Here is a 23,547-nt window from a genome sequence, read left to right on the forward strand (position 1 = left end):
TTTTGTCAATAGCTGATTGTTCGCCGTCACTGATTTAGTCAGTGATCGATCCGCAGTTTCTCGTCATCCCGAGATTAGGAATGTGATGGGGATCGTCGCTGAGTGACGATCTTCATGAGAATCGGTTTAATCCGGTAAAAAATAACTTCGGCAACCACAAATCCCACGGCAAGTGAAATGGCAATCGTGAGTGTATTAAACAGATATTGCGAAGTGGGGGCTTCCCGGCCTAACGTAAAACTACGCATCCCCAAATAGAGGATTCCGCCGGGAACTAATGACACCAGGCTGGGCACGTAAATGATGTTGACCGGCACTCGAAATAAGACTGCTGAAATGTTTCCAAGGATCCCAATCACAATGGCGGCAGTGAAGTTGGGTAAAATTAAGCCAGGATCAACCTGTAGTACCAGATAGTAAGCGACCCAGGCAAGTGAACCGGTGATCCCCGCTGGCAGTAGTGATCGGCGCGGGACGTTGGTAATGAGGCCGAAGCCGACTGTTGATAAAAAGCTAATGACAAATTCAATTAGGACTCGCATCAAAAGCCCCCAATCATGTGAGCCAATAACGAGCAAAGGGATGTGCCAAGCACCACGCCAGCGCCGATTGATCCGGCAATGATAATCGCATCGACTGCTCGAACAACGCCGGAAATCGTATTGCGGTCGACGATTTCTCGAAATGAGTTGGTGATGGCAACTCCCGGAACGAGCGGCATGAGGGCACTTACGATGATGTTACCGGCACTGGTGGCAATTCCAACAGTTTGCAGGGCTGCTGCTAATAGGCCAACAATGAAGCCGCCACAGCCTGCCGCAACGTAGGGTGTTTTAATCCGCCGGCCAGCCAGTTGGGCGGCGAGGTAACCAAAAATACCGACAAAGAAGGCTAGCCCCAAGTCAGCCCAGGTTGCCTTGAATAATAGCATTGGCGCAACTGAAACAACCCCGGCGCCAAAGATCTTTTGCGGCCAAGTAAAGTCAATAACTTTGTGATCAATTTGATCGATCGCAATTTTGAGTTCATCAAAGTTAATTTTACCTTCCACAAATTTTCGGGACATCGTATTGATTTCATCGACTTTTTCCAAATTAAAATCGCCAAGCCGGACTTTCACTAAATGCGTGCGGCTTTGCTGGTTGGTCCCAACAAATAACGCGGTAATCGTGGCGTGACAGCTAATATCAAAGTGGGCAGCCTTGCCAATGTACTCCACCGTACTTTCCACTCGAGAAGTTTCAGCACCGCTGGTGAGCAATATTTTGCCAACTTTTCCGCAAGTCGCAATCAATTCATCTTCAGAAATTGGGTTCTCCATGTTAATCTCCCTTGAATGATTAATAAACACATTATAAGCTCATTTTGTAACCGACAAACTAAAATTTTTTCATAAAAATAGATTGACAGCCTGTTAGAACGATGATAAAGTTATCAGCAATTATTAAAGATAGATTAGACGTTGAAGAGAAGAGTAGCGTTTATGTCGGCAATACAGAGAGCTTCGATTGGTGAGAGAAGTGCCCGACAGCGACGTGAAGATGAGCTCTGAGTCTGACGTGCGGTTGCGAGGCTAGCACGTCCGGTGGTGACCGATATATGACAGGGTTTTCCTTGGTTATGCCAAGGAGTACTTATTGAGGTTGTCACTGTGAAGCGGCAATGAATCAGGGTGGCATCACGAAGCTTTCGTCCCGTAGTTAATCATAACTATGTGGACGGAAGCTTTTTTTGATTGCTAATAAGGAGATGATTTGGATGACGGCAAACGCAACGAACGGGTTAGTTTATGCCAGTGGGAATTGGCAGAACCAACCACTTGAACAACCATTATCAATCTTGGTGTTGAATCTGATGCCAACTCGGCAAAACACTGAATTACAGTTTTTGTCACGGTTCAATGATTGTGATCGGGAGGTTCAATTAACGTTTATGTATCCAGTAACTCATCACTTTAGAGGGACCCCGAGAGCGCAGATTGAAGCTCATTATGTCAGTCTTGCCCAGATCCAGGATCAATTCTTCGATGGCCTGATTATCACTGGGGCGCCAGTTGAAACCCTTAAATTTGAAGCCGTCGATTATTGGGATGAATTTGTGACAATTACTGATTGGGCCAGCACCCATGTTAAAGAGCAACTCTATGAATGCTGGGCAGCCCAGGCAGGCCTCTATCACGACTTTGGCATTGAAAAGCACTTATTGCCACGAAAATTATTTGGGATTTATTCAGCAACCAAAGTCAATCATGAATCACCACTCGCTCGTGGCTTTGGGGCTGGCGGTTTGATTCGGATGCCTCAATCCCGGAAGACGGAAAGTGTCCTTGATGAGAACGATCTTCCGGCTGGCTTGACGGTGGTGGCCTCATCACTGCAGTCCGGACCGATTATCTTATCAGCACCAAGCAAACAGACCACCTACGTAACCGGGCATCCTGAATATCAGGAACAAACTCTGGCAGAAGAATATCTGCGCGACGTGAAAAAGCATCTACCGATTCAACTGCCAGAACATTATTTTGAAGATTCAACGACTGGAATGGTTCACGAAACCTGGCGAGAGGCCAGTATTAAATTTTATCAAAATTGGACGCAACTCTTAACAGACAAGAAAGTGGGTTTATCATTATGACACAAACAAACGAAGAACAAAATTTACACTTTGAGACACTACAGGTTCACGCAGGACAAGTTGTTGACGAAACCGGATCACGAGCGGTTCCAATTTATCAAACAACTTCCTATGTCTTTGACAGCCCTGAACAGGCTGCCGGGCGGTTTGGGCTAACCGATCCCGGAAATATTTATACCCGGTTGACTAACCCCACGACCGATGTTGTCGATAAACGAGTGGCTGCGCTGGAAAATGGGACAGCTGGCGTGACTTTAGCAACCGGTTCTGCAGCGATTACCGCAGCCATTCTTAACGTTGCAGCTAAAGGTGACGAGATTGTTTCTGCCAGCACGTTATATGGTGGCACTTTCAATTTATTCAATGTGACCTTACCAAAGTTAGGCATCAAGACCCACTTTGTTGACCCCGATGACCCGGAAAACTTCGAAGCCCCAATTAATGAGCGCACGAAAGCATTATACGTTGAAAGCATTGGTAATCCGGGCATTAATCTGGTGGATTTTGAGGCGATTGCTGAAGTTGCCCACCGTCATGGCATTATTTTGATCGTGGATAATACATTTGGAACGCCCTATTTGGTTCGGCCATTAGATCACGGTGCCGATGTTGTGGTTCATTCGGCCACTAAGTTTATCGGTGGTCACGGGACTACAATGGGTGGCGTGATTGTTGAAAATGGCAAATTTGATTGGCAAGCCAGTGGCCGCTATCCTGGTTTTACCGAACCCAATGCGCAATACAATGGATTAGTGTTCGCTGATTTGGGTGGCAGTGCGTTTACGACCAAGGTTCGCGCAGAATCATTGAGAGACCTTGGGGCAACCATCAGCCCGTTTAATTCCTTCTTATTGCTGCAAGGGCTAGAGTCCTTATCGTTAAGAGTTGAACGCCACGTTGAGAATACGAAAAAGATTGTTAATTTCCTTCATCATCATCCGAAAGTCGCTTGGATTAACTATCCTGGCCTTGAAGACAGTCAGTATCATGATTTAGCGGAGCGGTACTTCCCCAAAGGCGTGGGGTCGATCTTTACGCTTGGCCTAAAGGGTGGCGAAAGAGCCGGCAAACAACTGATTCAAAATTTGAAGTTGTTTTCATTATTGGCGAATGTTGCTGATGCCAAATCCCTGATCATTCATCCAGCTTCAACGACCCATGCCCAACTTAACGAAGAAGAGTTGAAGGAAGCGGGGATCACTCCTGACTTGATCCGGGTATCAGTTGGGGTCGAGAATGCCGATGATTTGATTGCCGATCTGAGCCAAGCACTGGATAAGATCCCGGCCGATGTTCACGATGCAGTTGGGGCTCCCCGGCCATAGTTTGAACCATGTTTTAGCAACTCAGTATTCGAAACTTCAGCTGATTGGGACAAGAGGGAATTTGATCCCAGAATTTAAGTAAAAAAGACGCTGCATTCTGTTTTTGTGGAATGCAGCGCCTTTTTGTATCAATAAGGGATCAAAGTATCGCTTGTTCATTCTATCAAATTTATGCGATAACCAATATAATTATGCAATTAGATGTTGAAAGGAAGCAATTGTGAACAATCTAAAATATGTATATTATTTCCCAAATAAATGAATAAATATCTAAATAAAGAAACATTTATGAATAAATTAAAAATTATTTACATTTATCTCATAAAAATTGTAAGCTATTTGCAATTCATTAATATAACATTCTTATGAATAGTTGTGAGGCGATTAGATGCAGGTAGCATTAGTAGGAATAACCGGATACGCAGGGATGGTTTTATACCAACTCTTACAGAAACATTCAGGAGTCACTAAGATCAATCTTTATGATCATAAATTAACCGCACCCAGCGAATTGAATCAGGTGGTCCCGATCTTTAATGAGGATCAGACAGAAGTCCTGCCATATGACGATGAGGCCATTATTCAAAAGAATGGCGTCGTATTTTTCGCAACGTCAGCTGGGGTAACCTCAAAGGTTGCGCCAAAATACATGGCAGCTCACTTTCCAGTGATCGATTTATCTGGCGACATGCGACTGGCAAGTGAAGCCCAATATACTAAGTGGTATCACAAACCAGCGGCACCGGCAAAATTCCTGCGGCAAACCCACTATGGTCTCGCAGACTTTCAATCCGCAAAGGGACAAACCTACATCGCTAATCCCGGTTGTTATGCCACCGCAACGTTACTTGGCTTGGCGCCACTCGTCCAGAACAACTTGATCGAGCCGGAAAGCATTATTGTCGATGCTAAATCGGGAACCACCGGGGCAGGGAAAACACCCCACGCAATCACGCATTTCACTCAAGTAGATGAAAACTTACAAATTTATAAGCCCAATCAGCATCAGCACATTCCAGAAATCATGCAGGAGTTGCGAAGTTGGAATGACCAAGTGCCTGCAATTCAGTTTATGACAACCTTGGTGCCGATTAACCGTGGGATCATGAGCACGATTTACGCCAAGGTAAAAGCTGGGATCAACGAGGATCAATTGACAAGCGCGTTTAAGGAGACATACACAAATAAACATTTCGTTCAGTACACCGGCACGCAACTACCAGATATCAAACAAGTTGTTGGGACGAACAATTGTAATGTCGGCTTTGTTTATAACCCAGTGACTCATACCATTACCGTGGACAGTGTCATCGACAACCTCCTAAAAGGGGCTGCAGGCCAGGCGGTTCAAAATTTTAATCAACTATTTAACTATAAAGAAACTGAAGGTTTGGAATTACAAACGTTCCTGCCTTAATTAAAGGAGATCGATAGGATGCAAATGACGAGTGAAGATTCAATTAACATAACCGCCTTTACATGGCCAGCCGGATTCGATTCTGATTCAATCCACGCAGGTTTAAAGGAAGAGCAGGACGATATGGGCTGGATTTACTCCAAAGTTCCGGCCAGTGCTGCAGGTGTTTATACGACCAATCAATTTCAGGCAGCCCCAACGAAACTGACCAAGCAAACGATCAATTTAAAACATCAACTGCAGGCAGTCGTGATGAATAGTGGTAATGCCAATTCTTGCAATGGCGCCCAGGGTCAAACCGATGCCCTCAAGATGCAGGCGTTGGCTGCCGATAAGCTCAAAATTGGAAAAGACTTGGTCGCGGTTGCCTCAACCGGTGTGATTGGTGAGCCGCTGCCGATGGATCAGATTGAGGCTGGTATTAGCCAACTTCATTTATCACAATCTGCAGGGATTACCAAGGCCATTTTGACCACTGATACCCATCCCAAAACAATTACCGTGAAGTGTTTAATTGATAATCAACCGGTGACCTTAACTGGATTTTGCAAAGGATCAGGGATGATTCATCCCAACATGGCAACGATGCTCGGATTTGTGACGACTGACGCCGCAATTGATGGTCAGCAACTGCAATCAATGCTCAGCACGACCGTTGATGAGACTTTCAATCAAATCACTGTTGATGGCGATACGTCGATCAACGACATGGTGATGGTCATGGCCAATGGGGTGGCAAGCAACGAGCCGCTGACTGAATCCAGTGAAGACTATCCGACCTTTGTGAAGGCGTTCAAGTTGGTTCTCACTCATCTGGCCCAAGAAATTGCCGGGGACGGTGAAGGCGCCTCTAAATTAGTCGAAGTCAATGTGACCGGCGCGTTTAATCATCTTGAAGGCCAACAGGTTGCCAAAACAATTGTTGGCTCCAACTTGGTCAAGGCAATGATTTTTGGCGCTGATGCTAACTGGGGTCGGGTGATGCAGGTAATTGGCCAAACAACCGCTCACGTCGACATTGACGGGGTCAGTGTTTCAATCAATGGCATGCAGATGGTGGCAAATAGTACCGCCACTGGGATTGAAGATGCAAAAGTTTCCGCCAGTTTGAAAAACAGCAAGGTTGTCATTGACGTTGACTTGAATGCCGGGTCTGCCGAAGGAACCGCCTGGGGCTGTGACCTGACTTATAAGTACGTTCAAATTAATGCATCGTATCGAAGCTAGAAGGTGATTGGATGACTCAAACGATTGTAATTAAAATCGGCGGCAATGCCACAAATAATTTGTCAGAAACGTTTTATCAACAGTTAGCCGACTGGCATCAGGCTGGCAAACAAATCTTGATTGTTCATGGTGGTGGCCCCCAAATTTCGGAATGGAGCACCAAACTTCATTTACCCGTCAGCAAAATTAATGGGATTCGGGTGACCGGACCAGAAACTTTAAAGGTCACTCAAGCCGTGCTGTTGGGGCTTGTTCAGCCATTGCTATGCCAGCACCTGGCTAATCATCATTTGCCTGCGATGAGTTTGAATGCTGCGGGGGTCCCCGCCATTCAAGGTGACTATCTTGACCAGGCAGTCTACGGCGAAGTCGGTCAAGTGACCGGGGTTAACCGCAATTACATAAATCAAGTCTTGGATCGGAAAATCGGCGTCTGTGCTCCTTTGGCAGTGGCAGAAAACGGCAAGCTGCTTAACGTGAATGGTGATGTTGCTGCGGCCGGAATTGCCCGTTTACTTAGTGCTGAGAAGCTCGTATTACTCACAGATGTTCCGGGCGTCATCGTGGCCGACCACGTTGTTGACCAATTGACCCAGACCACCGCTAAGCGTTTATTTAAAGCTAAAGTGATCAAGGCGGGCATGCAGCCTAAGATTACCGCCGCATTTGATGCCCTCAAAAATGGCGTGAAAGAAGTCGCCATCACCAATGAATTGAAATATTCTGGGACCAGTTTGACAAAGCAGGTTACAATTTAAAGGAGACAATTAATCATGGAAAATATTTTTCCTACGTATCAACAATATCCAATAGAAATCGTTGCCGGTCACGACTGGCACTTGACTGATGATAAGGGTAAGACTTATCTGGATTTCACCAGTGGCATCGGCGTTTGCAGTTTTGGCTACAGCAATTCGCTAATCAAGCAACAGGTGACTGATCAATTGGGCAAAATTTGGCACACGTCGAATTTGTATCCGAGTGCTTTACAGGACGAGGTGGCCAAGCAATTGTGTCCGCAAGGGATGCTGGCCTTCTTTTGTAACTCCGGCACTGAATCGAATGAAGCGGCGTTTAAGCTGGCTCGTAAGTATACTGGCAAAAGTAACGTGCTGGCGTTTAATAATGGGTTTCACGGGCGCACGTTTGGATCGATGTCATTAACTGGCAATCCTTCGATTCAGGCAGGCTTTGCGCCCATGGTTCCGGGGATCTCCTTTGCGGACTACAACGATTCCTACGCGATCGACCAAATTACAGACGAGTTTGCTGCGGTTATCTTGGAAGTGATTCAAGGTGAAGGTGGCATCAACTCTGGCAATGCTGACTGGCTGCACGCGGTATCAGAAAAGTGCCATCAGACAGGTGTTCTGTTGATCATCGATGAAGTCCAAACAGGGATTGGGCGAACGGGCACTAAATTTGCCTATGAACAATTTGACATGGATCCGGATATTATTACCAGTGCCAAGGCTTTGGGAAATGGGCTGCCAATTGGCGCGATGCTTGGCAAGCAGAAGTTAGCGAGTGCATTTGGGCCGGGAACTCACGGCACGACATTTGGTGGCAACAAGTTGGCCTTATCTGCTGCCAAAGCCGTCTTGACCCAGTTAACCCCAGAATTTTTGACTCAAGTTCAGCAAAAGAGCCAAGTCGTGTTCAAGGCAATCCAAAAGCGTGTTGGACCATTGCCAGTTGTTGCCAGCGTCAGTGGAAAGGGTTTAATGATCGGGATTCATTTGAGTGATGACGTGAAAGTCGCCACGGTGATTGCTAAATTGCAGGCGGCAGGGATGCTGACGTTGCCGGCTAATCATAATACCTTGAGATTGTTGCCACCGCTGGTGATGAGTGAAGCAGACCTGCTGGCAGGAATTGCCAAAATTGCTCAAGTTCTGAAGAATATGAGTGCCACAGTTAAGGCGCAGGTTTAATAGCGGTTGACCGAGATTGGAGAGCAAATTAAAAGAGTGGTCCGAAAAACCATTCCAGCCATCAGAAGCTGGGACTGCTTTTCGGACCACTCTGTTGTATTGCTGACGTGCCAGGCTAAATAAAGGAAGTCTAAGAATCGATTGTTTAATTACTTGACCCCAAAATATGGCACATTAATCTGTTCTTTGACACTTACTTATATTTAACTGCTGTCCCATAAGCCGCAACCGACTGCATATCTGCGCCAATTGAACCAGAGTCAAACCGCATCATGACGACTGCGTCCGCACCCATTTTCTTGGCATTATCTTCTAGTCGTTGGACCGAAATGTTGCGGGCCTCATCAAGCATTTTGGTATAATCCTTGATTTCGCCACCAACGATATTTTTCAAACCAGCGCCGATGTTTCTAACAACGTTTTTTGATTGGGTGGTGAGGCCAAATACCTCGCCGATCACGTCGTATTCTTTGCCGGGAATGTGTTCAGTTGTTGTAATGATAAAATTGTCACTTGCCATGATGATCTCCACCTTTGTCAGAATAGGTACACTTTAAGTATATCGAAAGGCCGGTTGTTGGCAAGCAAAAGGTAGAAAGATCATCCTTAGTGCCCAGTATTGTGGAATAGCGTGTTTACGTTGTCAAACCGACTATTTCCGACCAATCTCGGCCGCTTAAGCAAAACAAGCAGGGCATCTAAAACCAGATGCGCTGCTTGTTCCAATTGAATCTGGGATGAAACTGCTTTTCACCCCGATCTCGTCGTTAAACGCTAAGATCGAAACCGCAGCGACTTAACCCCTGCATCGTGAAGACGCTAATGTGGTTTAGAAAGACTGTCATCACTCTGCAGTCATATTATAACGTGGGTCAAATTGCTTTACAAAAATGATCAACTATTTGGCTTCTTTGGCTTGAGCTGCCTGGGCGAGGATATTTAAGTAATTAAACGGGCGATCAAATTGAGGCTGGAATAGCATGTCGACCATCGCCAAGTCATCGATTGTGTTCTTATTTTGGATGCAAACTGACAGCGTATTTGCAGACTGGGAGACATCGTGTGTACTTAATAAGGAACCACCAAGAATTTTGCGGGACACGGGATCATAGACTAAAGACATCAAGACCGGTTCAGTGCTGGGCATGAATTCCGGCCGGTAGTTATCTTTAACAATGACTTCATGCGCGTTCATTCCTCGCTGAGTTGCGGCAGCCATCGTCATACCAGTTGAAACAATGGTTTTGTCGTACAATTTGAGCCCGGATGATGACTGGGTGCCCATATATTTGACAGTTGGTTTAACGATATTTTTGCCAACCAGGATTCCTTGGCGAACGGCATTGGTTGCCAGGGGAACGTAGGAGAGGCTATGAGTGGGATTATAATGGACGGCCGCGCTATCACCGGCCGCAAAAATATCCGGATCGGATGTCTGCATGTAGTCGTTGGTAATGAGGGCGCCGTTTTCGGTCATTGCCAACTCACCTTTGAACAAAGCGGTATTTGGTCGGAAACCAACGGACATCACAATCAGATCGGTCTCGTAGGTCCCTTTGGTTGTTTTGATCGTCACGGGGCCATTACCAGAGATCTCTTTGACCTGTTGATCCAGGCCAAGAGTCACGCCGTGATCAGCAAAGTCGCTCTCCACGATGCTTGTAAACGCTTCGTCAAAATACTTGCTCATTACCCGGTCAGCCCCATCGAGTAATGTGACTTCATGGCCGGTGGTGCTATATGCCTCAGCCAATTCAGCACCAATGTAGCCACCACCAATGATTGTGATTCGTTTCTTTGAAGGAGCGGTTTCAAATAATTTTTTTGCATGATTCCAGTTCTTGCAAAGATAGACATTTGGGTTATCGACCCCCTTAATTGGGGGGATAACTGGCCATGAGCCAGAGGTGACAACTAATTTATCATAAGAATCTTCGAAGGTTTGATTCGTTTCTAAATTGGTGACAGTGATTGTTTTTTGACGTGGCGCCACTTTGGTTACTTCGTGGTTCATTTTGACGGTCGCCCCCAGCTTACTCAGTTCATCTGGACTTGAATAAAAGAGGCCTTGGGGGTCTTTAACTTGGCCGCCCAGATAAAGGGCAATCCCACAAGATAGAAATGAAATATTGTCATTTTTCTCGTATACCGTCACTTGAGCATCCGGATTTTCTGATAGAATAGTCTTGATAGCGAAGGTACCAGCATGTGTACAACCAATAACCGCGATTTTCATAATGATTTCCCCTTTGGTAGTTATAAAAGCACAAATTATATTTGTACCTTAATACTACAAGGATTGAAAACGATGTCAATGTCGAATTCATGGGAATTGAAGCTGAAATATGAGCGGCTTTGAGGTGGTACTCTTATCGGTTGTTATCCTGCTTAAAATATTGAATTTTAATCATCGAAAAGTGATTGAGAATAAGCGTATCAATTGGATTGGGATTGAACTTTAATGTGACCCAAAATGTCTTAGAATGGTTAATTCTGACAGGGTAGTAGGCATAGTTTTGATAACCTTGATTGTCGGCCGTAAATTTCAGGGTAATGTGATTTGCATCTTTTAAAAAGTGGTAGGTATGTTTATCAGCACTAATTTTCTTGAGTTGAGCCGTGTTGTGATGACTAACTTCCTTATTCAAGTATGTTTGAGTAAATTTTTCAGCATCGTTATCAAAGGAAATCATTCGGACGGCCACATAAACAACGGTGGTCATGATGACAATGATTGAAATCTTCCATATTCGCTTCATTACTTAATTACCCCATTACATAATTTATGGCATCCACTCTGTCGATAATTTGTTAAAATGTCAATACCCCCAGGCAAATGTGGGAAAAAGTTTGTTTAATCTTAAAAAAGTTGACGGATTGAGTTGAACAGGAGAAAAAATTGAAATTTAATTGGCGGAACACTGAAAATGATCCTAAAACACTAAAAAAGTTTTTGAATGGCCATGGTATTAGTCACCGGATGTATAAAACAGTGAAAACTGACGGCCAAATTAACGTTAATGGTCAAGCCATCAACGACGCAACTCGGCTAAAGGTGGGCGATATTGTGGAGGTCGTCTTACCTGATGAACAACCTGATCCGGGGGTTGCGGTGAGTGAACAGCCAATCAAAGTGATGTATGAAGATGATAATTGGTTGGTAGTGGATAAGCCGGCTGGATTAACGGTGGTCCCAGGCCCTGCAAATCGGGAGGATACCCTGGTCAATCGAATTAAGTATCATTTAGTTTCGGAGCAGGCCACCAACCTGGTCCCACACATTATCACGAGACTTGACCGTTTTACCAGTGGAGTGGTTCTGGTTGCCAAGCACCGTCTGGCCAATAGTCTGGCGAATGAAATGCTTGCCCAAAAGACGCTTCATAAAGAATATGCGGCCGTTGTCTCTGGCAGTGGCCTTGAAGAACACAGCGTGATTGACAAGCCGATTGCTAAAGATCCTGATGGATACGGCCAACTCATTTCAGACACAGGCAAGCCTTCTCGGACTGAATATTGGGTGGAACGTGAGTTTAACGATCGGACGTTAGTGAGGGTGGTTCTCCACACAGGTCGGACCCACCAAATTCGGGTCCATTTTGCGGCCATTGGACATCCCTTATTGGGAGATGAACTGTATCAAGGATCAATGAATTTAGGGATTGAGCGACAAGCACTGCACGCTGCCAGCTTGGAATTTAAGGACCCTTTTTCCAAAGAGCAGCTTCATTTCAAAAGTCAACTCCCAGCCGATATTTTGAAGGTTATCGATTAGAGAAGTACTCATCTCGTGCACAACTGAACGTTGCTGTTAAAGCAACTTCTTGTATTATAAAAATAATAATTAGAATTCAGTGAAAGCGACACCATTTCCGTTGCCTTTTTCCCCAGTCATGTTATGATTACATCATCAATTGAAGGAGGAGACTAGATATGTCTACCAATAGTGAATCGGATCAGATGATTCAAAAAATTATTGCTGAAATGGAAACGAATTTAGCCGTACTAACATGGATGAAGGACACTGCAGATAATAAGGAAGCTCAAGAACACATTCGTGCACTCAAAGCCGATTTGTTGAAGGCCAAGACTGATTTGATTAAGGCATAATGGTAACTTTGCTTTTGGATAGGCACTAGTTTTAAACGACTGAGATCAAAATTAAAGAATGAATCATGGCATCTTACTGATATAATAAATCGGTGGGGTGCTTTTTTTGTAGAGTGCTGAAACAAGCGGTTAATGACTGGAGTCTAAGCAGCTCTGGTTGAAAATGGGTTTTATTTTTAACCAGAGCTGCTTAGATGCAAGTCATTGCTTGTTGAAGCACGTTTCCACTATGTAGCTAGGGTGCTTACGTGCAGGTTATTGCTTGGTCGAGCACGTTTCCGCTACAATCTAGCGTATCTAATCAATTGAATGTTTAACAACTAAAACAATCGTCAGGAGGTACATCTATGGTTGAAGAAAAAACGGCAATTTGTTTCATTGACCATCAACGACATATGGAAATTGATGGTCGTTATTTAAAAAATCTCGAACCAGCGACTCGTAACCTGATTAAGGGGGATTATCCGACCGCTAAAATTACGGATTTTATTTGCGATCATGATCTGCTCAAATATCAGTTGATGCGGGTTGATGGGATGATCAATTCCGATGTGAAGCAAACTAAAAAGATTAATCATCGGCTGACTAAGGCGATGCAAAGTGACGATTACGATATTGTAGATGTTAATGACAACTTGGCAAAAAGTTTAACATTTGGTCAAAAGGTGTCTGACGCGGTGGCCCGGTTCGGTGGTAGTTGGGGATTCATTGGGATTTTCACGTTTGTGTTAGTGGCGTGGATGACAATTAATGGTTTGCAATTATTCGGTATGCATTTTGATCCGTTTCCATTTATTTTATTAAACCTCGCATTAAGCTGTATTGCCGCAATTCAAGCCCCCATCATCATGATGAGCCAGAACCGGGCCAGCGATCGTGATCGCATGAATTCTGAAAATGATTACCATGTGAATCAGAAATCCGAGCATGAATTACGAATTCTTCATGCAAAGTTGGATAACTTAACGCAAAACCAATTGCCGCATTCTCTGGAAATTCAAAAATTAGAAATTGAAATTCTGGGGCAAATCCGTACTGAACTGGACTTAATTCAGCGCAATCAGCCTGGAAATGTCAAAAGGGAACTGGATGAAAACGATTCGGTTGATCATGAAAGCAAAAATGAAAAAGGCACCAAGTAAATCCCGTACTTTGACAAGCTATGAAAAAATCTGTAAGATAACGTGTAACACTATCACTAACTAACAAATGGAGGATTTTTTTGATAACCGTTAGAGAAGCACAACAAGATGACGCCGGGCAGATAGCCCCGCTAATTGATATTATTTTTGATGAAATGGAACTGGATGAATTAGACGACGTTCCCGAACCTGGATTAGCCAAGGTCATCACGAGGGCTTACCAGACAGATACGTATCTGTCCAGTAAGGCATCCACCGTGGTGGCCGAGGCCAATGGTCAAGTTGTTGGTGTAGTATTTGGCTACCCCAGCGAAAACGAGGACGATATCAACAAGGTTCTGATCAATTTATCAAAGAAGAGTGCCGATTTTAAAGAACCGTATATTCCTGATTCCGAGACCCATTCTGACGAGTGGTACTTGGATTCAATCGCCGTTGATCCTAACTATCAAGGTCACGGAATTGGTAGCAAATTACTTGCTGCGGTTCCGCGGATGGCATTGAATGATGGCAAATCAGTGATCGGTTTGAACGTTGATTTCGAAAATCCCGAAGCAAAAAAATTATATGAACGCAAGGGTTTCAAAACAGTGGGCACCAATGTGATTGGGGATCATTTATATGATCATATGCAAAAAGCAGTCCAAGAACGAAACTTATTGTCAGTTTAATTTAACAATAGTGAGAGAAGCAGGAATTTATTTTCCGGCTTCTTTTTTGTCATATATAATTGACACCACATGATTTTAAGTTTATATTGTTGTCGATGACATATATATGTGACAAAAGGAGATCGGTATTATGAATCGAGTGCGAGAGTACCGAAAGCTAAATAAACTGTCACAGTTTGAACTGGCTGAAGCAATTGGGGTTGCCAGACAGACAATTAATCTGATTGAAAACGACAAATACAACCCATCGTTGAAGTTATGTATCCTGTTAGCTGAAACGTTGGGGACAGATTTGAACACATTATTTTGGAAGGTTGGTGAAACTGATGAAGAATAAAGAAGGCATTCTAATTAAGATTATGAGGTATTCTTTTAGCATCCGTGGCGTTTTAGATGAGCATAATCTCCAAGCCGTGAATCGAATTGCGACAAATGGGTTTATGTATTTATGGATATATACAGCAGTGACAAATATTGTCATGTTATTTCTCCCAGAAGCGATGATCACCCACTCCTTTACCATTGGTTTTGTATTTATTAATATACTTGTAGGCTTTGGTGGTGTCAGCATGTATATTAATCATCGGGTATCGAAAATGAAGCTCAACTACCAAGAAGTGTCAAAAGATGAATAGCCTAACGCGGTTCGCCGGGCATATCGCCATGGGGCTTTGTGGGGACTTCTCTACGGAATTTATGTATATTTGATTACTGCCTCTTTTAATGGCTTTACTTCCTGGTTTACGATTTGCCTCACCCTTTTCATTATTGTCATGGCTTGGATGAGTGACACGCAGCAAGAAATTGGTCACATCGTTAAAGCTGAATAATTTAAAAAGTTTGCTAGCGTGAAAGACAAAAATTATTAAGACGAGGCGATTAAAGTGAAAGCTCAAGAATCTTTTGGCATCAGAATGTTGAAATGGTTTTACGGGGTTCCCGGTCCTCTCGATGAATATGCCAGACAAACGTTGGATCGAATTGGCGATCACGCGTTTATCTTTCTATCGGATCTATACGTTCTTCGCCAACTTGGTGATTTTTGGCGTGGCAGTTGCGGGATCAACCCTTGTATTCCTCTGGGTGGCCGGGGCTAATGAATTGATTACAATTTTGGGCTTGTGGCAATATATGTCTGGCAGTTTCAAAAAAGCACTTATTGGACGCTGAAATTAAGGTCGGTGGGGCTAAAACGCTTCATCATTGGCAGCTTTATCAAGCCGTTAAAAGTGGGATGATTTATATACCAATTGCTTACTTTATCCAGTTTGCTATTAGTCTGGCAATGGGCACCGAGACCGTTTCTTCATTCTTGTACACGCTCAATTATCCCGTCTTATCGGTTATCTGGGGCCTTGCAATTGCCAGTCTTGAATATTTTGGCAGAACGATGCGGACAAAATATTTCAAGTAACCAAATCCTAATTGCATCTCCAGAGTGATTTGTTATAATGAGATTTCGATCATTAATTTGAAAGGAAACCACTATGGAAGACAATATCAAACTGGGCGATCCAGTTTTCAACAAAATGCTATTTGTGTTGGACAAAGCCGTTAACGAAAAAAATCATCGGGACTATCGGTTCGATAACGAGGAACTGATTCAGATCAGCGATGGTATTTGGGCCATGCCAGCCTACATGAAGGATGATGATGACTTCAGCTTATTCTTTATCATTACTGAAATTGAGGATGGCCATACAGTGTTGGCTTTTTCCACTGGTGACAAGAAAGATGATCAGTTTTCATTAAGCGAGCCGATGATTACTGGGGAAGGCCTCAATCAATTGGTTGAACACGACAAGGATCGGGCCGCTTCAATTTTACATTTCATCAACCAAATTTCTAAGGCTGATGAGGGGAATTGGCGAATGGTCGAATAGGGGTTGCATTTATTTGCGAACTTGATAGACTAATCTTAATTCTAAAATTTCAGGAGATTGCTATGAAACTCACATTGGTTGAATCAGCTCAACGCATCAATAGCCGACCAGACGTTATCTGTGACTACATCAATAATGGCCTTGTGCCATCCCAGCCGCAGCTGGCAGCCGATCCTTTGCTGGATGAGACGGATATGTATTGGTTGGACTTGGTGCACTGTTTTATCCAAAACGGTTCGTCAATTGAAGAAGTTAAACAGTTGATAAAGCGTTGCAATATCTAGTCAAAACGATTGTTAAATCTTTAATCCAATGATATTCTAGGCATAGAGGGTATCGGCACCCTGTATAGTAATTAATTAGATTGTCGTTTGTATAACTGTTAGATTGCACAAGTGATATGACAAAAAGAGTTCCATCGTGCGAACAGAAGCACTTTGAGTATCCAGTTGTAAAATTGGATCAGTATTCGAGTATGAACGAAAAGAAATTTGATTAAAACCGATGGGGTGCCGATATTTCTCTGGAGAACCGTAGCGAGCTTGGGCTTGTTATGGTTCTTTTTTTGTTTTGGAAAATATCAACATTAAATTTTCAGGTTACCTAACAAAATTGTTGAACTGGTATGGAAATTATGCTTCAGTAATGTAATAATAGATTCAGATTGGAGTGGTTAGTTTATGGAAAACAATAATCACCAGGAAGTAGGGGGTAATCGATTTTTCTGGGTTACAATTCTAAATATTGTTATTACAATTGCTGAATTTGTGGGCGGCTTTCTTGCTGGAAGTCTATCGTTGATATCCGATGGCTTTCATAATTTGGGTGATTCTCTTTCAATTGTTTTTAGCTACATTGCGAGCAGAATTAGCCGTCGGCGACAGAATGCCCGAAACACTTTTGGCTATAAGCGAGCCGAAATTATTACGGCATTCTTGAATTCAATTGTTTTGGGCATTATTTGCACCGTTTTGATGATTGAAGCGATTAAGCGAATTAGCAACCCACAACCAATTAACGGCGATTTAATGTTAATCATTGCGATTATTGGGTTGGTAGCCAATTTGCTGTCGGCCTTTTTATTGAATGCGGGTTCCAAGAGCAATTTGAATATGCGGGCAACTTATCTACATATTATGAGTGATGCGTTATCATCGATTGCAATCATTATTGGTGGTATCTTAATTGACTTGTTTAACTGGACATTAGTGGACCCAATTGTCACCATTTTGGTGGCCCTGTACATTATCTGGGAGGCAATTCCGATTGTCCGGCAAACTTTCAGGATACTCATGCAAGGCGCACCAACGATTGACTATGAAGCGATCAAACGTGATTTACTTCAAATTGACGGTGTCTTCAGTGTTCACCACGTTCATGCGTGGTCAATCGATGAAAATAACATTATTTTTTCGGCGCATGTTAACATGCATGATATGAAGATTAGTCAAGCTCAACCGATTTATTTGGAAATAACAAAGATTTTGAAGAATAAATATCATATTTGCCACGTCACGATCCAAGCGGAGACAACGCGAGGAGAAGACGAAGATATTATTTACGATCGTGGCAATGATATTCCGTAAAATAGGAGATTATGCAATTAATGACCCCAATGAAAGAGGACTATTTAAAAATAATTTTTGAACTGGGTGGCGCTAATAAACTGGTCAGCAATAAACAAATTGCGATTAGTTTGAATATTGCCGCTGGTTCGGTAACTGAAATGGTCAACAAGATGGTGGATGAAAAGCTGGTTGAGCACGAACCGTATTCGGGGGTTCGACTGACTGCCAAAGGGATGAAATACGCGGAGGAATTGGTTCGCAAGCATCGAATTTGGGAAGTCTTTTTGACAAATACCCTGCACTTTGATTTGCCAGATGTCCATGATGAGGCGGAACGCCTCGAACATGTGACAAGCGACAAAATGATCGATCATTTAGATGACTTCCTGGGGCACCCAGAACGTTGCCCCCATGGCGGTGTCATTCCCGATAGAAACGGTCATTATCAAAAAGATCATGATAAGATCTTAACGGAAGCCAAGGATGGCGAAACAGTGACGGTGAATAGGTTCATTGATAACCACGACCTGTTGACATTGTTGGGCGACATTAAGTTGGATATTGGTGACAAGCTAAAAATAATCTCCCATGACCCATTCGAAGGTTCGGTGACGGTGGATAACGTCACGGATAAAAAACAACTGGTGATCGGGTATAAGACGGCGCATTATGTGTTTGTAAAATAAAAGCGTGCGTAACAAAGTGGTTAGAAACCGAAACGTAAGTCGCCTTAATCTAAAATCCGTGGTTTTGGGATTTTAGATTAAGGCGACTTACGTGCAGGTTTCTGCTTTGTGGAGCACTACTCGACTAGGTAGTGGGGAATAAATCCTGGGATTTTACAATAAGGTGCTTACGTGCAGGTTATTGCTTTGTGGAGCACTACACGGCAATGTAGTGGCGAACCATCCCAAATATCAACAAGGAACTGGGAATGGCTCGTCTCCCAGTTTTTCCTTACGAGGTGAACAAATGGCTGATCAACAAAAAAATTACGATCATTTGGTAATTAATACCTGTGTTTTGGCTGGAACGATTATGATCGAATCGGGTTCCGAAATGACCCGGGTAAACGATACTGTCCTGCGGATTGCCAGGAACGCCGGCTTGAAGAATGCAAACATCTATGCCACTTTGACGGGAATTATTGTTTCTGGTGGCGTTGATGATGTTGGTGCTCAGGTTGGTTCAATCGACAAGCGGGTCTTAGACATGGAGAAGGTCGCCAAAGTAAACGAACTTTCTCGTGAGTATGCAGCTAAGAAGATTGATATTGAACAATTTTATGATGATCTCAAGAACATTGACCGCTTAGTGGCAATGTTCCCACTCTGGGTTCAATTACTTGGTGCTGGATTGGTGAGCGGCTCGCTGGTGGTCGTCTTCCAGAATAATCTGCCAGATTTTGGTATCACGTTCTTAGTTGGGATGATTGGTTGGGCAGTGTTATATTTTCTAAACATCTATGTTCAAATCCGATTCCTAAGTGAGTTTATTGCCGCCATGACGGTCGCCAGCCTAGCGATTTTATCTGTTAAGTATGGCTTTGGGATTAAAGCCGACGACATTATCATTGGGTCATTAATGCCGTTAGTGCCGGGGATCCCGTTAACGAATGCGGTCCGGGATGCGTTATCCGGCAATTTGATTAGTGGCCCCGCTCGCGGGATTGAAGCACTGATTAGTGCCTGTGCATTAGGGTTCGGCGTGGCGATTGCCTTACATTTCTTTTGAGGGGAATTAAATGACTGTTTTTATTATTAAATGTATTTGCGTCTACCTTTCCGGGATTGGCTTTGGGTTGATTGTCAATTTACCCCATCGCGCGCTGAATATTGCCGGCATTAACGCTACAATTGGCTGGCTGGTCTACTATTGGATATTTAGCACCTGGGGAGGCCTTGGTGCGCCCAACTTTTTCGGCGGCTTAGTGATCGGAATTTTGTCAGTCATCATTGCCCGTTGGAAAAAGATGCCAAGTATTTTGTTTGATGTTCCTGGATTGGTGCCGTTAGTTCCGGGCGGTCAGGCGTATAACTCAATCAAAAACTTCGCCCTTGGTAATTATCAGGTTGCGTTTAATTACCTGTCAGAAGTGGTTTGGATTGCTGGCTCGATTGCTTTAGGCTTTATTGTCGCAGAACTGGTTAATAAAATTAGACAGAAGATTCGAAGGGCCCAGGTACGAAATTAGGGCATCATCAAGTCCGGTTTAGTGAGAAAATTTTTTCTTGCTGAGCCGGATTTTTTGATTGATGTGTCATTAATCGGGAGTATTACCAATATCGATTCACAACTGAGGTTGGCCATGTGAAAATTAAATAGAAAAAACAAGCAGCCGTCTTCTGATTGATTTCAGAGGAAGCTGCTGGTTTTGGATTGACAAATTTGATTACCTTAAAATGCCAAAGACAAAACTGATCATTAAAATGACCAATACAATGCTGGTAATGACAACGTATAACATATCGTGTTCTTTATAGAACGAATAAATTGATACCACTACGCGCAATATTGGGGTCAGAATTAAACAAAAGATCCCCAGCATCATGATTGAGTAAGGTTTGAATGTCATCAACCCTTTACCAATTTCCATGAAATCAGTCGGGTACTGATTAGCTGGAAAGCCAGTATGACCAGTGATAATTAACAGGATTAGTCCCAGTAACATAATCACCGCTGAAATGATGACACCAATTTGAAGGATCTTGCCGATGATAATTTCGACATCGGCCATTTCTTGATTGACAGACTCGTTTGGTTTTTTCATCGTCAGATTCCTTTCATAAACATTTGAATCCCAATGTAGAGTAAGATTGGAACAAAGATCATCCGAATGACTCTAGCCGAAAGGTGTTGCATGACCCGGGATCCAATGGTGGCGCCGACTAGGATTCCTAATGCCAGCGGAACAGCAATTTCTGGCTTGATCGAGCCGTTAAAGAAATAAACGGTCGCACTGGCAGCTGCAGTTACCCCCATCATCAAGTTACTGGTCGATGTTGACGCCTTGAGCGGCATTTTCATAACGGTGTCCATCGCAATCACTTTGAACGCCCCAGAACCGATCCCAAGAAGGCCACTTGCAATACCGGCGCCATACATGACGGCCAGTCCGCCAGGGATATGTTCAACTTGATAATCGACCTTCTTCATCATTTGCTTGTCATAATAAGAACTGTCCAAACGAAATTTTGCTGCAAGACGATCTGGCTTTGCCCGGTGAAGTAATTCGGTATGGGTAATTAATTTGCGGATCATATTATATCCAGAGAATAATAGCAGTAACCCAAACAAAATATAAAGATATTTTGGATCAATCACCCCGGTTAATAAAGCACCACTTAAAGCACCCAGGGTTGTGGCGATTTCCAGAAACATCGCGACTCGCAAATTGAGCACCTCGTCACGTAAATAGGCGATGGTCGCCCCGGAACTGGTCGCAATCACAGCCACGATGCTGGCGCCAATTGCGTATTTGATATCAACTCCCATCAATAGCGTCAAAATGGGGGTCAGGATGATGCCGCCGCCAAGGCCTAAAATAGCCCCGGCGATCCCGGCAAAACAGCCGATGGCAATCATTAACAGCGCATAATTAATCAATTTCATTCACTCCCAATCATTTGATTAAACGAACGTCACAAATTATACACTGCCCAAAGCTTAGTTTTCATTAAAAATCTGTCAAACGAAAAAATCACCAGGCTGGTTGTGATATACTCGAAATTGAGTTTAGATAAGAGAGGATTGTTGAAGATGTATGGGAACGAAGATTACATGCTGCTGCAAAGGGATCCCAACCGGATCATCAAGCTAATTGTCAGCTTGTGCATTACCGCGGTGCTTTCCGTTTCAGTGGCATTTAATTTTGATTATTTGCAATTTTTAGATTCAATTTTCACAACTGCGATTCAAGGATCCGCTCCCAGTGAAGGACTTGAAAAGTTTTATTTGATGGTGTCTTTTTTTGCTGAGCCGAAAATGGATATTTTTTGGATATTCATCATTGCGTTTTTTCTGTGGGGATTTAAATACAAAGTTCCCGCGTTATGGGCGATATTCACACTTGGCTTTGGGGACATCATTGGCGCTGTTGTTAAGCAGCTGATTCGTCGACACCGGCCACCGCTTCATCTTGGCGTTGACAGTGGTTACAGTTTCCCCAGCGGCCATGTGTTGGGGGCCTTCCTCGTGATTTCCATCATCTGGATCGTGGTGGTACCAGTCATCGACCACGCTTCGGTTCGGTTTATCATTCGGGCATTGATGATTGTCTGGCTGATTCTTGTGATGTTTTCGCGGATCTACTTAAATGCCCATTATCCAACTGACACGCTTGGCGCTGCTTTGGTCGCATATTGCTGGTTGTTGGTTTCAGAAATGCTGTACATCAACTATGCCCCTAGAGTTGCCAGATATCGGTTTGTGATTCACACCAAGATTTAAACAAGGAGTGCTCATGGTAGAAAATTTTGCGACCAACCATCTCACAATCCACAAGCTTCAAATGACGGATTTTGACGATTACTACCGGCTGATTTCATATCCGGAAGTTGCTGCTGGAACCGGATTTAGCTTGATTGGCAATCAGAAGATGATTGAAGAAGCTGTGAAAGGCCAACTTCAGGCACCCAGGTCATTTGGGCTTTATCTTGAAGACCAGTTAATTGGGGCAGTTCTTTTTTTCACGGCTATCGGTGAGGATCATTTACCAGATCCTTTTCGAGTTGAAATGAGTTATTTTCTTGAACCGACTTATTGGCATCAGGGCTTGATGACCGAAGCAATCACTGAGATTTTGACCCAATTACCCACTCAAATAACGGTGACTGCGGCAGCTTTTAGCGACAATCTGGCATCGATTGCTGTTTTAAAAAAGCTGGATTTTAAGCAGGAAACGCAGATCCATGACCCCATTTCCGGACGGGATAAGTTGCTGTTTATTTCAAGTCAAGCTTGATAACAGGTTCAAAATTTGTCATTTCCGGCGAATAGCGTTACACTTTTTACAGTTTAAAAGCTGAATAAATTAATTAATCGATATATTCGAATAGAGGCGCGTTCATTATCAGTATGTTTCAGGAACTTGAAAAGAAGTGATGACTGAAACAAAAAGGGATGAACGCCGAAATGACCGGTGACTTTTCACATGGGTTGTTGGGACTTAACCTAACAGGTTAAGGACTGTCGTGGTGGATGCCACGGAGCGCTATGCAGATGTTGACAAACACCTATCGTCTCTTTCAATGTATTTTGAAAGGGGCGTTTTTAATTTATTTGGAGCTTTTAGAGCTCCACAAAGCAATAACCTGCACATAAGCACCCCAACCAAAAATCCAAACCCAGGATTTCTGGTTGTGGAGACTTATGCTCCGGTTATTAACCGCTTTGCTTCGCTCACATTTTTAGGATAGCTGCGTAAAGCAGAAGTCTGCGCGTAAGCACCACCGAGAAAAATTCCAGAACCGGGAATTCTCCTCGGTGGAGACTTACACTCCGATCTCTAACCGCCTGGATCCGCTCACTTATTTTTAGGACAGCTCCTCCAGGCAGAGATCTGCGCGTAAGCACCACCGAGAAAAATTCCAGAACCGGGAATTCTCCTCGGTGGAGACTTACACTCCGATCTCTAA

29 protein-coding genes and 1 riboswitch are annotated in these 23,547 nt (G+C 43.6%); of the genes, 22 read left to right on the forward strand and 7 right to left on the reverse strand.

Going from position 1 to position 23,547, the window contains the following annotated elements; translation table 11 throughout:
• Positions 1-74: 74 nt before the first annotated feature.
• Complete coding sequence (locus tag QUF07_RS08905) at positions 75-542, reverse strand: threonine/serine exporter family protein (protein ID WP_217163124.1); 468 nt, start codon at positions 540-542, stop codon at positions 75-77.
• Positions 542-1,321, reverse strand: coding sequence for a threonine/serine exporter family protein (locus tag QUF07_RS08910; protein WP_217163126.1), 780 nt, complete (start codon positions 1,319-1,321; stop codon positions 542-544). The genes QUF07_RS08905 and QUF07_RS08910 overlap by 1 nt, the downstream gene beginning before the upstream one ends.
• Positions 1,322-1,758: 437 nt before the next feature.
• Here QUF07_RS08910 and QUF07_RS08915 point away from each other — a divergent pair, with 437 nt between their 5' ends.
• The 6 genes from QUF07_RS08915 to argD all read left to right on the forward strand — a co-directional run bounded on the left by QUF07_RS08915 (position 1,759) and on the right by argD (position 8,537).
• A complete protein-coding gene (locus tag QUF07_RS08915; protein WP_217163128.1) occupies positions 1,759-2,634 on the forward strand; it encodes a homoserine O-acetyltransferase/O-succinyltransferase family protein in 876 nt (291 codons plus the stop codon).
• The gene (locus QUF07_RS08920) at positions 2,631-3,959 is read left to right on the forward strand and encodes an O-acetylhomoserine aminocarboxypropyltransferase/cysteine synthase family protein (protein ID WP_217163130.1); all 1,329 of its coding nucleotides are present in this window, start codon (positions 2,631-2,633) and stop codon (positions 3,957-3,959) included. The genes QUF07_RS08915 and QUF07_RS08920 overlap by 4 nt, the downstream gene beginning before the upstream one ends.
• 388 nt (positions 3,960-4,347) lie before the next feature.
• Positions 4,348-5,376: an N-acetyl-gamma-glutamyl-phosphate reductase gene (gene argC / locus QUF07_RS08925; protein WP_289427226.1), complete on the forward strand. Its 1,029-nt coding sequence runs from the start codon at positions 4,348-4,350 to the stop codon at positions 5,374-5,376.
• Between the two features lie 18 nt (positions 5,377-5,394).
• Complete coding sequence (gene argJ / locus QUF07_RS08930) at positions 5,395-6,603, forward strand: bifunctional glutamate N-acetyltransferase/amino-acid acetyltransferase ArgJ (protein WP_289427227.1); 1,209 nt, start codon at positions 5,395-5,397, stop codon at positions 6,601-6,603.
• Between the two features lie 11 nt (positions 6,604-6,614).
• Positions 6,615-7,361 carry an acetylglutamate kinase gene (gene argB / locus QUF07_RS08935; protein ID WP_289427228.1) on the forward strand — a complete coding sequence of 249 codons (747 nt, stop codon included), beginning with the start codon at positions 6,615-6,617 and terminating at the stop codon, positions 7,359-7,361.
• A 15-nt stretch (positions 7,362-7,376) separates the two neighbouring features.
• Positions 7,377-8,537: an acetylornithine transaminase gene (argD, locus tag QUF07_RS08940; protein WP_217163139.1), complete on the forward strand. Its 1,161-nt coding sequence runs from the start codon at positions 7,377-7,379 to the stop codon at positions 8,535-8,537.
• A 193-nt stretch (positions 8,538-8,730) separates the two neighbouring features.
• Here the strand turns inward: argD and QUF07_RS08945 are convergent, their stop codons facing one another.
• The 3 genes from QUF07_RS08945 to QUF07_RS08955 all read right to left on the reverse strand — a co-directional run bounded on the left by QUF07_RS08945 (position 8,731) and on the right by QUF07_RS08955 (position 11,296).
• Complete coding sequence (locus QUF07_RS08945) at positions 8,731-9,057, reverse strand: heavy metal-binding domain-containing protein (protein WP_056983250.1); 327 nt, start codon at positions 9,055-9,057, stop codon at positions 8,731-8,733.
• Between the two features lie 378 nt (positions 9,058-9,435).
• The gene (locus QUF07_RS08950) at positions 9,436-10,773 is read right to left on the reverse strand and encodes an FAD-dependent oxidoreductase (RefSeq protein WP_289427229.1); all 1,338 of its coding nucleotides are present in this window, start codon (positions 10,771-10,773) and stop codon (positions 9,436-9,438) included.
• 133 nt (positions 10,774-10,906) lie between these two features.
• Complete coding sequence (locus QUF07_RS08955) at positions 10,907-11,296, reverse strand: hypothetical protein (protein ID WP_217163141.1); 390 nt, start codon at positions 11,294-11,296, stop codon at positions 10,907-10,909.
• A gap of 140 nt (positions 11,297-11,436) precedes the next feature.
• On the opposite strand from QUF07_RS08955, the gene QUF07_RS08960 reads away from it, so the two are divergent.
• The 14 genes from QUF07_RS08960 to QUF07_RS09025 all read left to right on the forward strand — a co-directional run bounded on the left by QUF07_RS08960 (position 11,437) and on the right by QUF07_RS09025 (position 20,105).
• Positions 11,437-12,312 carry an RluA family pseudouridine synthase gene (locus QUF07_RS08960; RefSeq protein WP_289427230.1) on the forward strand — a complete coding sequence of 292 codons (876 nt, stop codon included), beginning with the start codon at positions 11,437-11,439 and terminating at the stop codon, positions 12,310-12,312.
• Between the two features lie 158 nt (positions 12,313-12,470).
• Positions 12,471-12,647: a hypothetical protein gene (locus QUF07_RS08965; RefSeq protein WP_217163338.1), complete on the forward strand. Its 177-nt coding sequence runs from the start codon at positions 12,471-12,473 to the stop codon at positions 12,645-12,647.
• 347 nt (positions 12,648-12,994) lie between these two features.
• On the forward strand, positions 12,995-13,789 hold the full coding sequence (locus QUF07_RS08970) for a DUF1003 domain-containing protein (RefSeq protein WP_217163340.1): 795 nt from the start codon (positions 12,995-12,997) through the stop codon (positions 13,787-13,789).
• Positions 13,790-13,869: 80 nt separating this feature from the next.
• Positions 13,870-14,460 (forward strand): GNAT family N-acetyltransferase, encoded by a 591-nt coding sequence (locus QUF07_RS08975; protein WP_217163342.1) that lies wholly within the window; start codon positions 13,870-13,872, stop codon positions 14,458-14,460.
• A gap of 130 nt (positions 14,461-14,590) precedes the next feature.
• Positions 14,591-14,797 (forward strand): helix-turn-helix transcriptional regulator, encoded by a 207-nt coding sequence (locus QUF07_RS08980; RefSeq protein WP_054748889.1) that lies wholly within the window; start codon positions 14,591-14,593, stop codon positions 14,795-14,797.
• On the forward strand, positions 14,787-15,095 hold the full coding sequence (locus tag QUF07_RS08985) for a DUF3278 domain-containing protein (RefSeq protein ID WP_289427231.1): 309 nt from the start codon (positions 14,787-14,789) through the stop codon (positions 15,093-15,095). Before QUF07_RS08980 ends, QUF07_RS08985 begins: the two co-directional genes overlap by 11 nt.
• Before the next feature lie 249 nt (positions 15,096-15,344).
• Positions 15,345-15,557 (forward strand): DUF3278 domain-containing protein, encoded by a 213-nt coding sequence (locus QUF07_RS08990; protein ID WP_217163344.1) that lies wholly within the window; start codon positions 15,345-15,347, stop codon positions 15,555-15,557.
• Positions 15,558-15,619: 62 nt separating this feature from the next.
• A complete protein-coding gene (locus QUF07_RS08995) occupies positions 15,620-15,874 on the forward strand; it encodes a hypothetical protein (protein ID WP_217163346.1) in 255 nt (84 codons plus the stop codon).
• Positions 15,875-15,947: 73 nt separating this feature from the next.
• On the forward strand, positions 15,948-16,343 hold the full coding sequence (locus tag QUF07_RS09000) for a hypothetical protein (protein WP_054748888.1): 396 nt from the start codon (positions 15,948-15,950) through the stop codon (positions 16,341-16,343).
• A 62-nt stretch (positions 16,344-16,405) separates the two neighbouring features.
• A complete protein-coding gene (locus QUF07_RS09005) occupies positions 16,406-16,627 on the forward strand; it encodes a MerR family transcriptional regulator (protein ID WP_054748887.1) in 222 nt (73 codons plus the stop codon).
• Positions 16,628-17,023: 396 nt separating this feature from the next.
• On the forward strand, positions 17,024-17,929 hold the full coding sequence (locus QUF07_RS09010) for a cation diffusion facilitator family transporter (RefSeq protein ID WP_217163350.1): 906 nt from the start codon (positions 17,024-17,026) through the stop codon (positions 17,927-17,929).
• 20 nt (positions 17,930-17,949) lie between these two features.
• Entirely contained in the window at positions 17,950-18,597 is a 648-nt protein-coding gene (locus QUF07_RS09015; protein WP_217163352.1) for a metal-dependent transcriptional regulator, read from the forward strand.
• A gap of 286 nt (positions 18,598-18,883) precedes the next feature.
• Entirely contained in the window at positions 18,884-19,645 is a 762-nt protein-coding gene (locus QUF07_RS09020; protein WP_217163355.1) for a threonine/serine exporter family protein, read from the forward strand.
• Between the two features lie 10 nt (positions 19,646-19,655).
• Positions 19,656-20,105 (forward strand): threonine/serine exporter family protein, encoded by a 450-nt coding sequence (locus QUF07_RS09025; RefSeq protein WP_217163357.1) that lies wholly within the window; start codon positions 19,656-19,658, stop codon positions 20,103-20,105.
• Positions 20,106-20,303: 198 nt separating this feature from the next.
• Here the strand turns inward: QUF07_RS09025 and QUF07_RS09030 are convergent, their stop codons facing one another.
• Positions 20,304-20,681 carry a DUF1634 domain-containing protein gene (locus QUF07_RS09030; protein WP_217163359.1) on the reverse strand — a complete coding sequence of 126 codons (378 nt, stop codon included), beginning with the start codon at positions 20,679-20,681 and terminating at the stop codon, positions 20,304-20,306.
• 2 nt (positions 20,682-20,683) lie between these two features.
• The gene (locus QUF07_RS09035) at positions 20,684-21,517 is read right to left on the reverse strand and encodes a sulfite exporter TauE/SafE family protein (protein WP_217163384.1); all 834 of its coding nucleotides are present in this window, start codon (positions 21,515-21,517) and stop codon (positions 20,684-20,686) included.
• 153 nt (positions 21,518-21,670) lie between these two features.
• Here QUF07_RS09035 and QUF07_RS09040 point away from each other — a divergent pair, with 153 nt between their 5' ends.
• Positions 21,671-22,360 (forward strand): phosphatase PAP2 family protein, encoded by a 690-nt coding sequence (locus tag QUF07_RS09040; RefSeq protein WP_217163361.1) that lies wholly within the window; start codon positions 21,671-21,673, stop codon positions 22,358-22,360.
• A gap of 13 nt (positions 22,361-22,373) precedes the next feature.
• Positions 22,374-22,874: a GNAT family N-acetyltransferase gene (locus tag QUF07_RS09045; protein ID WP_217163363.1), complete on the forward strand. Its 501-nt coding sequence runs from the start codon at positions 22,374-22,376 to the stop codon at positions 22,872-22,874.
• Positions 22,875-22,957: 83 nt separating this feature from the next.
• Positions 22,958-23,134: riboswitch (Lysine riboswitch) on the forward strand.
• Positions 23,135-23,547 lie beyond the last annotated feature (413 nt).

The sequence above is a fragment of the Lentilactobacillus sp. TOM.63 genome (assembly GCF_030361045.1).
Taxonomy (GTDB): Bacteria; Bacillota; Bacilli; order Lactobacillales; family Lactobacillaceae; genus Lentilactobacillus; species Lentilactobacillus dabitei.

Bases quoted from the DNA above. Each gene is read 5' to 3' on its own strand.
- argB (WP_289427228.1), top strand. From the start codon at position 6,615: ATGACTCAAACGATTGTAATTAAAATCGGCGGCAATGCCACAAATAAT.
- QUF07_RS09030 (WP_217163359.1), bottom strand. From the start codon at position 20,681: ATGAAAAAACCAAACGAGTCTGTCAATCAAGAAATGGCCGATGTCGAA.
- QUF07_RS08915 (WP_217163128.1), top strand. From the start codon at position 1,759: ATGACGGCAAACGCAACGAACGGGTTAGTTTATGCCAGTGGGAATTGG.
- QUF07_RS08985 (WP_289427231.1), top strand. From the start codon at position 14,787: ATGAAGAATAAAGAAGGCATTCTAATTAAGATTATGAGGTATTCTTTT.
- argJ (WP_289427227.1), top strand. From the start codon at position 5,395: ATGCAAATGACGAGTGAAGATTCAATTAACATAACCGCCTTTACATGG.
- QUF07_RS08945 (WP_056983250.1), bottom strand. From the start codon at position 9,057: ATGGCAAGTGACAATTTTATCATTACAACAACTGAACACATTCCCGGC.
- QUF07_RS09000 (WP_054748888.1), top strand. From the start codon at position 15,948: ATGGAAGACAATATCAAACTGGGCGATCCAGTTTTCAACAAAATGCTA.
- QUF07_RS08920 (WP_217163130.1), top strand. From the start codon at position 2,631: ATGACACAAACAAACGAAGAACAAAATTTACACTTTGAGACACTACAG.
- QUF07_RS08910 (WP_217163126.1), bottom strand. From the start codon at position 1,321: ATGGAGAACCCAATTTCTGAAGATGAATTGATTGCGACTTGCGGAAAA.
- QUF07_RS09005 (WP_054748887.1), top strand. From the start codon at position 16,406: ATGAAACTCACATTGGTTGAATCAGCTCAACGCATCAATAGCCGACCA.
- QUF07_RS09010 (WP_217163350.1), top strand. From the start codon at position 17,024: ATGGAAAACAATAATCACCAGGAAGTAGGGGGTAATCGATTTTTCTGG.
- QUF07_RS09020 (WP_217163355.1), top strand. From the start codon at position 18,884: ATGGCTGATCAACAAAAAAATTACGATCATTTGGTAATTAATACCTGT.
- QUF07_RS09025 (WP_217163357.1), top strand. From the start codon at position 19,656: ATGACTGTTTTTATTATTAAATGTATTTGCGTCTACCTTTCCGGGATT.
- QUF07_RS09045 (WP_217163363.1), top strand. From the start codon at position 22,374: ATGGTAGAAAATTTTGCGACCAACCATCTCACAATCCACAAGCTTCAA.
- QUF07_RS08905 (WP_217163124.1), bottom strand. From the start codon at position 542: ATGCGAGTCCTAATTGAATTTGTCATTAGCTTTTTATCAACAGTCGGC.
- QUF07_RS09040 (WP_217163361.1), top strand. From the start codon at position 21,671: ATGTATGGGAACGAAGATTACATGCTGCTGCAAAGGGATCCCAACCGG.
- QUF07_RS09015 (WP_217163352.1), top strand. From the start codon at position 17,950: ATGACCCCAATGAAAGAGGACTATTTAAAAATAATTTTTGAACTGGGT.
- QUF07_RS08950 (WP_289427229.1), bottom strand. From the start codon at position 10,773: ATGAAAATCGCGGTTATTGGTTGTACACATGCTGGTACCTTCGCTATC.
- argC (WP_289427226.1), top strand. From the start codon at position 4,348: ATGCAGGTAGCATTAGTAGGAATAACCGGATACGCAGGGATGGTTTTA.
- argD (WP_217163139.1), top strand. From the start codon at position 7,377: ATGGAAAATATTTTTCCTACGTATCAACAATATCCAATAGAAATCGTT.
- QUF07_RS08970 (WP_217163340.1), top strand. From the start codon at position 12,995: ATGGTTGAAGAAAAAACGGCAATTTGTTTCATTGACCATCAACGACAT.
- QUF07_RS08955 (WP_217163141.1), bottom strand. From the start codon at position 11,296: ATGAAGCGAATATGGAAGATTTCAATCATTGTCATCATGACCACCGTT.
- QUF07_RS08980 (WP_054748889.1), top strand. From the start codon at position 14,591: ATGAATCGAGTGCGAGAGTACCGAAAGCTAAATAAACTGTCACAGTTT.
- QUF07_RS08965 (WP_217163338.1), top strand. From the start codon at position 12,471: ATGTCTACCAATAGTGAATCGGATCAGATGATTCAAAAAATTATTGCT.